This is a genomic window from Micromonospora orduensis, assembly GCF_006228125.1.
In the GTDB taxonomy this organism is placed as follows: Bacteria; Actinomycetota; Actinomycetes; order Mycobacteriales; family Micromonosporaceae; genus Micromonospora; species Micromonospora orduensis.
In genome coordinates this window covers 1-8,885 of sequence record NZ_VDFY01000127.1, presented here as the reverse complement: position 1 = coordinate 8,885, position 8,885 = coordinate 1, and the positions used below count along the sequence as shown (strand labels likewise).

The 8,885-nt window shown below is 72.8% G+C and carries 10 protein-coding genes; 6 read left to right on the top strand and 4 right to left on the bottom strand.

Annotated features, from left to right (window positions below; translation table 11 throughout):
* Positions 1 to 175: 175 nt before the first annotated feature.
* The 3 genes from FHG89_RS10035 (at position 176) to FHG89_RS10025 (ending at position 3,344) form a co-directional block, all read left to right on the top strand.
* Complete coding sequence (locus FHG89_RS10035) at positions 176 to 595, top strand: hypothetical protein (RefSeq protein ID WP_139584101.1); 420 nt, start codon at positions 176 to 178, stop codon at positions 593 to 595.
* A 22-nt stretch (positions 596 to 617) separates the two neighbouring features.
* The gene (locus tag FHG89_RS10030) at positions 618 to 1,805 is read left to right on the top strand and encodes a low temperature requirement protein A (protein WP_208760916.1); all 1,188 of its coding nucleotides are present in this window, start codon (positions 618 to 620) and stop codon (positions 1,803 to 1,805) included.
* A 78-nt stretch (positions 1,806 to 1,883) separates the two neighbouring features.
* A complete protein-coding gene (locus FHG89_RS10025; protein WP_139584100.1) occupies positions 1,884 to 3,344 on the top strand; it encodes a cryptochrome/photolyase family protein in 1,461 nt (486 codons plus the stop codon).
* 12 nt (positions 3,345 to 3,356) lie between these two features.
* Here FHG89_RS10025 and FHG89_RS10020 read toward each other — a convergent pair whose 3' ends face one another.
* From FHG89_RS10020 to FHG89_RS10005, 4 genes are all read right to left on the bottom strand, one after another.
* The gene (locus FHG89_RS10020) at positions 3,357 to 4,247 is read right to left on the bottom strand and encodes an SDR family NAD(P)-dependent oxidoreductase (RefSeq protein WP_139584099.1); all 891 of its coding nucleotides are present in this window, start codon (positions 4,245 to 4,247) and stop codon (positions 3,357 to 3,359) included.
* The gene (locus FHG89_RS10015) at positions 4,234 to 5,721 is read right to left on the bottom strand and encodes a flavin-containing monooxygenase (protein WP_139584098.1); all 1,488 of its coding nucleotides are present in this window, start codon (positions 5,719 to 5,721) and stop codon (positions 4,234 to 4,236) included. The genes FHG89_RS10020 and FHG89_RS10015 overlap by 14 nt, the downstream gene beginning before the upstream one ends.
* A 70-nt stretch (positions 5,722 to 5,791) precedes the next feature.
* On the bottom strand, positions 5,792 to 6,250 hold the full coding sequence (locus tag FHG89_RS10010; protein WP_139584097.1) for a hypothetical protein: 459 nt from the start codon (positions 6,248 to 6,250) through the stop codon (positions 5,792 to 5,794).
* Positions 6,250 to 6,729 carry a hypothetical protein gene (locus FHG89_RS10005; RefSeq protein ID WP_139584096.1) on the bottom strand — a complete coding sequence of 160 codons (480 nt, stop codon included), beginning with the start codon at positions 6,727 to 6,729 and terminating at the stop codon, positions 6,250 to 6,252. The genes FHG89_RS10010 and FHG89_RS10005 overlap by 1 nt, the downstream gene beginning before the upstream one ends.
* Before the next feature lie 44 nt (positions 6,730 to 6,773).
* Between FHG89_RS10005 and FHG89_RS10000 the strand changes: the two genes are divergently transcribed.
* The 3 genes from FHG89_RS10000 to FHG89_RS09990 all read left to right on the top strand — a co-directional run.
* Positions 6,774 to 7,793, top strand: coding sequence for a helix-turn-helix transcriptional regulator (locus FHG89_RS10000; RefSeq protein ID WP_139584095.1), 1,020 nt, complete (start codon positions 6,774 to 6,776; stop codon positions 7,791 to 7,793).
* A gap of 45 nt (positions 7,794 to 7,838) precedes the next feature.
* Positions 7,839 to 8,462 (top strand): ABC transporter ATP-binding protein, encoded by a 624-nt coding sequence (locus tag FHG89_RS09995; RefSeq protein WP_139584094.1) that lies wholly within the window; start codon positions 7,839 to 7,841, stop codon positions 8,460 to 8,462.
* Positions 8,459 to 8,885, top strand: a 427-nt coding sequence (locus tag FHG89_RS09990; RefSeq protein WP_244295314.1) for a DUF6297 family protein, incomplete at its 3' end; no start/stop codon positions are given. The genes FHG89_RS09995 and FHG89_RS09990, both read left to right, overlap by 4 nt.

Genomic DNA, 8,885 nt, shown 5'->3' with positions numbered 1-8,885 from the left:
GCCTTATCGTCGGCAGCGTCAGATGGGTATAAGGGACAGGGTGCGCCGGGCCCGGCGGTGGGCCCTCTGGCGAACCTACCGCCACCACCACGACCAGCCCAGCCACCCCGGCGGGTTATCGCGGGCCGTCTCGGGTACGCGAACCGCATTCGGACCACGACCTTCGGGAGTGACCATGAAGCTCGCGCACCTGCCGCTGCGGGTCAGCATCGGCGCGTACATCCTCAACTCGGGTCTGGGTAAGCGGAATCTGGAGGGCGCCGCCGCGGAGGGCATGCACGGGATGGCGGTGGCCGCCATGCCCCAGCTCGGTCAGTTCGAGCCGGCGCGATTCGCGAAGCTGCTGTCGTACTCGGAGATCGCCCTGGGGGCCGCGCTGCTCGCGCCGTTCGTCCCGGCGCCCCTGGTCGGGCTCGGCCTGACCGCGTTCGGTGCGGGGTTGGTGCAGCTGTACCTGAAGACGCCGGGGATGCGTGAGCCGGGCAGCATCCGCCCGACCCAGCAGGGCGCCGGTCTCGCCAAGGACGTCTGGCTGGTCGGCGCGGGGCTGACCCTGGTGCTGGAGGGCCTGACCCACGGCCGCCGCCGACACTGACCACACCGGCCGAGGAGCCGCGGTGACCAGGACCCCGCCGGTACGGCCGTTCTACCGGCCGATGCGGCCCCGCAGCCGGGACGAACCGAACCGCGCGGCCACCCCCCTCGAACTCTTCTTCGACCTGTGTTTCGTGGTGGCCGTGTCGCAGGCCGCCGGCAACCTGCACCACGACTTTTCCGAGGGGCACCTCGTCCACGCGCTGACCAGGTACCTGATGGTCTTCTTCGCGATCTGGTGGTCGTGGATGAACTTCACCTGGTTCGCGTCGGCCTACGACACCGACGACGACGTCTACCGGATCACGACCCTGGTGCAGATCGCCGGCGCCCTGATCATCGCGGCCGGGGTGCCACGGGCGTTCACCGACGGCGACTTCAGCGTCATCACGTACGGCTACGTGGTGATGCGGCTCGCGGCCGTCGTGCACTGGTCCCGGGCCGCCGTCGGTGACCCGGTGCACCGCCGGGCGGCCCGGCGGTACACCATCGGTGTCACAGTCGTCCAGCTCGGCTGGCTGCTGCGGCTGGCCCTGCCGCAGGAGTGGGGCACCGCCGCGTTCCTGGTGCTGGCCGTGGCCGACCTGCTGGTGCCGGCGGTGGCCGAACGGCCCGGAATGACCCCCTGGCACCCCGGGCACATCACCGAACGGTACGGGCTGTTCACCCTCATCGTTCTCGGCGACGTGGTGCTGGCCACGTCGGTGGCCATCCAGACCGGAGTGGACGCGGGAAACCGTCAGCTCTGGTCGCTGGCGGCGACGGCAACGGTGATCGTGTTCGCGCTGTGGTGGCTCTACTTCGACCGGCCCATCGAGGCGCCCGACCAGCTGCCGTACTCGCTGGTCTGGGGCTATGGCCACTACCTCGTCTTCGCGGCGGTCGCCGCCGTCGGCGCCGGCCTGGGTGTGGCGGTCGACCACGAGCGGCACCTCGCGCACATCTCCGGCACCACCGCCTGGTACGCGCTCGCCGTCCCCGTCGCCGTCTTCCTGCTCACCATCTGGGTGCTGCACGTGCGTCGGCAACAGCACGGTGCGGTGGTCGTGGCGTTCCCGGTGGTGGCGCTGCTCGCGCTGCTCACGCCGCTGGGTCCGGCCCCGGTGTACGCGGTCGCGCTGCTGCTGGTGGCACTCGTGGCGCTGACCGTGCTGCTGCGCCGCCGCGACGTGCTGCCCGCCCCGGCGGTCCCCGACGGCGGTTCGGGATGATCCGGCCGGTATGGACCCGGACGCGCCCGGCCGGCCCGCCGACGGGCGCGTCGGCCCGGAGGTGGGCAGAATTGCGACATGTTTCGCCGCCGATGGTTGCTGGCCGATCAACTCGGGCCGCACTTCCTCGACGACCCCGATCAGCAGGTGCTGCTGGTGGAGATCCGGGACCTGTTCCGCCGCCGGCCGATGCACCGGCAGAAGGCGCATCTGATCCTCTCCGCGCTGCGCCACCGCGCGGCCGAGCTGGGCGACCGGGCGCTGGTGCTGCGAACGGACACCTTCCGGGAGGCGCTGGCACAGGTCGGTGAGCCCCTGGAGGTGTGCCATCCGCACTCCCGGGCGGCACTGCGCTTCGCCCGGTCGGTGCCGGAGCTGACCGTGCTGCCCCCGCGCGGCTTCGTCACCAGCCAGGCCGACTTCGCCGCCTGGGCCGACCGCACCCGGCGCGGTCCGCTGCGGATGGCCGACTTCTACCGGCACGCCCGCCGCCGGCACGACGTGCTGACTGCCCCGGCCGGCGGCACCGCGGCGGCCCGGCGCACCCGCGCCGAGGACCACGGCCCGCCGTCGCCGCCGCCCGCGCCGCCGCCGATCGTCGAGGACGACATCGACGCGCGGGTACGCCGTGACCTGGACCGGTGGGCCGCCGACGGGGTGCGCTTCGTGGGCCGCGACGGCCCTCGCCGACACCCGGCCACCCACGCCGAGGCGCAGGCCCGCCTGGCGCACTTCCTTAGCCACCGGCTACCCGGGTACGGCCGCTACGCCGACGTGATGAGCGTCGACGACCCGCTGCTGGCACACTCCGCGCTCTCGTCCTCGTTCAACCTCGGGCTGCTCGACCCGGAGCCGGCGATCCGCGCCGCCGAGCAGGCGTGGCGCACCGGCGCGGCCCCGCGTACGGCGGTGGAGCCGTTCATCAGGGGTCTGCTCGGCTGGCGGGAGTTCCTGTGGCAGCTGTACTGGTACTTCGAGCCACCGTACCGAGGTGCGAACTGGCTGGCCGCGACCGAGCCGCTGCCGCAGTGGTTCGCCGAGCTGGACGCCGACGCGGTGGAGGCCCGCTGCCTGGCCGACGTGCTCGCCGCCGTACGGGACCGGGCGTGGACCCACCACAACCCTCGCCTGCTGGTGCTCGGCAACTACGCGTTGCAGCGCGGCTGGCGCCCGTCCGAGCTGGCGGACTGGTTCCAGCGGTGCTTCGTCGACGGCACCGACTGGGTGATGAACGCGACTGTCGTCGGTATGAGCCAGTACGCCGACCTGGCCCGGGTCGACACCCGCCCGTACGCGGTGGGCGGCACCGACATCGACGAGATCAGTGACTACTGCGCCGGGTGCCGCTACGTCCCCGAACGGGCGCTGGGCGACCTGGCCTGCCCGTACACAGGTGGTTTCGAGAGTTTCCTGCACCGCAACCGGGACCGGTTGGTGGCCGATCCGCGGCTCGCCGCCGAACTGGACAGCCGCGACGACCCGGAGCACCGCGAGGCGGTGCTGGCGCAGGAGGAGAAGCGGGGCGGCACACCTCCGTGACCGGACCCGCCGTCACACGGCGTCGCGGGCGGTGTCGGCGGAGCGCTGCGCGGGCACGGGCGGGGCCGGGCGGACGACGCCCCGGTTGAGGCCGGTCACCAGCAGCCGGTTGTACGAGGCCGGCAGGACCCGGGCGAGCAGGTCGGGCACCTTCGCCGACCAGCCGATCAGCACCCGACCCCGGCGCCGCCGCACACCGCGCAGGATCACCTCGGCGGCCCGCTGCGGCGCGATGGTGAGCAGCTTCTCGAACTGGGCGCGGCCGGCGGCGTACTCCTCGTGCGAGACGCCGCTGCCGATCCGGGCGTTCTCGGTGATCCGGGTGCGGATGCCGCCGGGGTGCACCGAGGTCACGCCGATGCCGTCGTCGACCAGTTCGTGGCGCAGCGCCTCGGTGAGGCCGCGCACCGCGAACTTGCTCGCCGCGTACGCGGTCTGCCCGGCCGGCGCGATCAGCCCGAACAGGCTGGAGATGTTCACCAGGTGCGCGCCGGGTTCCGCCTTGAGGGTGGGCAGCAGCGCGTGGGTCAGCTGCGCCACGGCCCGGAAGTTGACGTCGATGACCCAGCTGAACTCGTCGAACGTCACCTGGTCGAACCGGCCGCCGAGGCCGACGCCTGCGTTGTTCACCAGCAGCCGTACGCGGGGATGCCGTTGCCGGATCTCCTCGGCGACCGCGGCGGTGGCCGAGGCGTCGGCGAGGTCCACGACGTGGGTGTGCACCTGCCGCTCCGGGTGCTCGGCGCGGATCGCGGCGGCGACCGCGTCCAGCCGTTCGGTGTCGCGGTCCAGCAGGACCAGGTCGCTGCCCCGGTGGGCAAGCGCGTGCGCCAACGCCGCGCCGATGCCGCTGGCCGCGCCGGTGACGACGGCGGTCGCGCCGGTGAACTCAAACCTCCGCACGGGTGCTCCTCTCCTGCCGGGTGGCGCGGGAGAACCGCACCCCCTCGTCGGTGAGCCGGCCGTGTCGCATCAGCAGCACGTCACGGGCGTAGTTCTGGTACAGCCGCCACGGCGCGTTCGCGCCCTGCCGGGGCAGCGCGTCGACGCTGCGCAGCACGTAGGAGGAGCGCAGGTCGATCAGCGGCACCCGCTCGTCGTCCGGCGGCGGGAGCGGGGTGACGACCTGCTGGCCGGTGCGGTCCAGGTGCCGCAGCAGCCGGCAGACGTAACCGGCGACCAGGTCGGCCTTGAGCGTCCACGACGCGTTGGTGTAGCCGAGCGTCAACGCGAAGTTCGGCACCCCGGAGAGCATCATGCCCTTGTAGGCGACGGTGTCGGCCAGGTCGACCTCGACGCCGTCGACGCGCAGGGTCAGGCCGCCGATGGCCAGCAGGTTGAGCCCGGTCGCGGTGACCACGACGTCGGCGGGCAGCTCGGCGCCGGAGGTCAGCCGGACACCGTGCGGCGTGAACGTGTCGATGGTGTCGGTGACCACCGACGCCCTGCCCTGGCCCACGGCCGTGAACAGGTCGCCGTCGGGCGCCACGCAGAGCCGCTGGTCCCACGGGTCGTAGCGGGGTGAGAAGTGCCTGTCGACGTCGTACCCCACCGGGAGCCGTCCCGTGGTCGCCCGGCGCAGCATCCGCTTCACCAGCCGGGGCGCACGTCGGCTGAGCTGGAAGGTGACAGTGGACATCAGCACGTTCTTCCACCGCACCACCGGATACGCGGCCTTCGCCGGCAGGACGCGCCGCAGCGCGTCGGCCAGCCGGTCGCGCGAGGGCAGGGCCAGGACGTACGTGGGTGAGCGCTGGAGCATCGTCACGTGGGCGGCCCGCTCGGCCATCGCCGGCACCACTGTCACAGCGGTGGCGCCGCTGCCGATCACCACCACCCGTTTGCCTGTGTGATCGAGGTCGTCGGGCCAGCGCTGCGGGTGCACCAGCCGCCCGGTGTACGCGTCGACGCCGGGCAGCGGCGGGGTGTAGCCCTCGTCGTAGCGGTAGTAACCGGTGCAGGCGAACAGGAACGAGCAGGTCCACACGACCGGCTCACCGGTGTCGGTGCGCTGGGCGTGCACCGACCAGCGGGCGGTGGCGCTGTCCCACTCGGCGTGCAGCACCCGGTGGTTGAAGCGGATGTGCCGCTGCACGTCGTACTCGCGGGCGGTGTCCCGGACGTACTCCCGGATCGTCTCGCCGTCGGCGATGGCCTTCGGTGCGGTCCACGGCTTGAAGGAGTAGCCGAGGGTGAACATGTCCGAGTCACTCCGGATGCCCGGATAGCGGAACAGGTCCCAGGTGCCGCCGACGGCGTCGCGCGCCTCCAGCACCGCGTACGTCTTGCCGGGGCAGTCGCGGCGCAGGTGGCAGGCGGCGCCGATGCCGGACAGGCCGGCGCCGATGATCAGCACGTCGACGTGGTCGGAGGTCATGGGCGCTCCTCCATCCCGGGGCGGTGGACGGACACTAACACCGCGCCCACCGCCCCGTCGCCGGGCGGAGTCAGTCGGCCGCCCGGGTGGACGTCATGATCCAGTTGGTTTCCCAGGTGCGCTCGCCGTCGACCGAGAACGCCTGCTCCCAGCGCGCGGTCGTCGCGGTGATCTCCGACCAGATGAACCGGCACCGGACCGGCCGTCCCTCGTGCTTGTCGTCGGCGTAGAAGCGGCCCACCCCGTCGACGAATCGGCCCACCATCGGGGGCTGCTCCAACTCGCCGCGACCGCTGTTCATCCAGTAGATCGACCACTGCTCGGTGCTCGGGTCGAAGATCCGCAGCGTCGCGCCGGAGAAGCCCTTGGTCGGGAAGGTGATCTCGTCGAAGTTGCCACCTCCGCCGAAGAAGCCGTGCGCGACCGACACGCCCGGAAACTCCTCCCACTCGTCGGAGCCGGTCAACCGCTCGCGCAGCCGTCGGTTGACCACGTTCCAGGTGCCCACGTAGAAGTCGAAGTCGCCCATCAGTGGCCCACCGGCCCTTCCGCTCGCGTGTCGCGCAGATAACCGGTCAGATCGGGGCTAGCCGGCAGCAGCATGTGCCGGACCCAGGCGGCCCGCTCGTGCTCCAGCACCGCCAACTCCCACACGCAGCCGACCTCGCGCCGACCCAGCTCGACGAAGTGGGTCGGGTCGTCGTCCGGGCAGTCCAGCACCGGCTGCCCGGCCACCGAGATGTGCACCTGCAGCGCGTTGTCCCACACCCAGGTGTACGCCAGCAGATAGGCGCCGGTGTCCGCGCCCCGGTGCAGCACCACCCACCCGGCGGCCGGGGTGCCGTCGCTCACCGCGCGGGCCAGCAGCGCTGGCAGCACGTCGTACGCGGCCTTCTCCACCTCCGGTTCGATCGGCCGCTCCGGCTGGTCGATGTGGTATCGCTTGAGCTGCCAACCGTCCACAGTCACCGGTCCCGGCGTTCGTAGATCCTTGTCGCTAAATGCCATGCCGAGACGGTAGGACCACTCCCCTGACAGCTAGTGTCAGTGAAGTGCGAGCGAGTCGACTCCTCTCCGTCCTGCTGCTGCTCCAGGCGCACGGCCGGCTGACCGCCGCGCAGCTCGCCGAGCGGCTGTCGGTCTCCCCGCGCACCATCTACCGGGACGTGGAGTCGCTGCACGCCGCCGGCATCCCGCTGTACGGCGAGGCCGGGCACGCCGGCGGCTACCAGCTCGTCGACGGTTGGCGCACCCGGCTGACCGGTCTCACCGCCCAGGAGGCCGACCGGCTCTTCCTGGCCGGGCTGCCCGGCCCCGCCGACGAGCTGGGCTACGGCGACGTGGTGGCCGCGCTGCGACTCAAGCTGCACGCCGCGCTGCCGGCCCCGCTGCGCGACCGGGCCACCCAGCTCCAGCAACGCTTCCACCTGGACACCCCCGGCTGGTACGCCGACGGCGACACCTCACCGGAGCTGGCCCGCACGGCCGAGGCGGTGTGGCGCCAGCACCGCGTCGAGGTGCGCTACCGCAGCTGGAAGGGCGACGTGACCCGGGTGCTGGAGCCGTACGGCCTGGTGCTCAAGGGCGGCCGGTGGTACGTGGTGGCCGACCAGCCGGGCCGGGGTCGACCGGCGACCTACCGGGTCAACCAGATCCGTGCGCTGACCCCGCTGACCGAGGAGTTCGACAGGCCTGCCGACTTCGACCTGCCGTCCTGGTGGCGGGCGCACGTGGCCCGGTTCCGGGCGGAACTGCACCGCGACGAGGCCATTGTCCGGCTCTCGCCCGCCGGCCGGGAGCAACTGCGGGAGATCGGCAGCGATCCGGTGGTGGCCGCCGTGGATGCCAGTGCCGGTCCGCCGGACGCCCGGGGCTGGGTGACCGCGGTGCTGCCGATCGAGTCGCTCACCCACGCCCATGGCGACCTGCTGCGCCTCGGCGCCGACGTGGAGGTCCTGAGCCCGGTGGCGCTGCGGGAACGGCTGGCCGCCACGGCGGCGGGACTGGCCGCGCTCTACGCAGCTGCCCCGCAACCGGACACCCGCGCCGAAACGGTAGGCGACCGGGGGTGACGTGGGCCGCTCGTGGTGGCCGGTGGCACGGGTCTGGGAGAGTGTGTGCTCGTGGACGCGCTCTCGGTACGGGGACTCAGCCGTAACTTCGGCAACCTGGTGGTGCTCGACGACGTGAGCTTCACGCTCCCGCCCGGGCGGATCGCGGTGGTGCTCGGCCCCAACGGCAGCGGCAAGACCACCCTGCTGCGCTGCGTCGTCGGCGCCGACCGGCCGGACGCGGGCGAGGTGCGGGTGCACGGCTACCGGGCCGACGAGACCGACCCGCAGGTGCGGGCGCTGATGGCCGCCGCCCTGGACGACATCGACTTCTTCCCCGACCTGTCCGTCGTCGAGCACCTGGAACTCGTCGCGTACGCCCACGGGGGCAGCGCCGAGCCGGTCGAGGAGGTCATCACCGAGCTGGGCCTGGGTCCGGCCCGCGACCAACTGCCGGTCACCCTGTCCAGCGGGCAGCGCCGCCGGCTCGCCCTGGCGTCGTGCTTCGTCCGGCCGCGTCGGGTGCTGATCCTCGACGAGCCGGAGCAGCGCCTCGACGTCGCCGGCCGGCAGTGGCTCGCCGACCGGCTGCGCCGCGAACGCGACGCCGGCACCACAGTGCTGCTGGCCTCGCACGATCCGGAACTGATCGACGCGGTCGTCGACGAGCGGATCGAGATCGGCAGGTGACCGCCCCGCCGGCCACGATCGCCGAGGCGCCGGCCGGGCTGCCCACGGCCCGCCAGGTCCGTACCCACCTGCGTCGGGCCCGCCGCCGGCACCACGAGCACTCCCTCGGCGACGTGCTGGGCGACGCGTACGTCATGGTCCTGTTCGTCGGCATGTACGGCTGGTTCGCGATCAGCGCGAGCCGGGACATGCTGGACTCCCCCACCGTGGGGCAGGCCGAGCCGGGCGTGCGGTGGTGGCTGGCCGTCGCCGCGCTCCTCACCGGCGCCGGGCTGGCCTGGCGTGGCCTGCGCGCGTTCGGCCCGCTGCTGGTCACCCCGGCCACCCAGAGCTGGGTGACGAGCGCGCCGGTCGACCGGCGGGCCTGGCTGGCGCCGCGCCTCGCGGCCCTGCTGGTCGGCGCCGCCGCCGGCACCGCGCTGC